Below are 273 nucleotides of genomic sequence, written 5' to 3'. Positions count from 1 at the left end.
AGCGGAGCGGCCACGTCGATGACACTGAGTCCCAAGACCCCCACATCCACCAGCAGGTAGCGCCCGTCCAGGAACAGCTCGTCGGCGGCGCCGATGCCGTTCACGGTGTTCTCGATGACCGGGTTGGCGCTCACGCGCACGTCGGCGATCTGCACGCCCTGGGCGCCATTGGCGATGTACGCGAAGCCATCCTCCACTAGCACGTGCAGCGCGCTCGAAGGCATCGCCAGGGTCGCGATCTCGGCGTCGCTGAAGGTGGCGCGTGGGTCGCTG

General features: G+C 67.8%; 1 protein-coding gene. It reads right to left on the bottom strand.

From position 1 onward, the window contains the following. On the bottom strand, window positions 1-273 hold a 273-nt coding region (locus PZC42_RS21285), incomplete at both ends, for an LVIVD repeat-containing protein (protein WP_277214132.1).

The sequence above is a fragment of the Isoptericola croceus genome (assembly GCF_029382255.1).
GTDB classification, from domain to species: Bacteria; Actinomycetota; Actinomycetes; order Actinomycetales; family Cellulomonadaceae; genus Isoptericola; species Isoptericola croceus.
The sequence above is the reverse complement of the archived record's forward strand: the minus strand, read 5'-3'. Positions and strand labels throughout refer to the sequence as shown.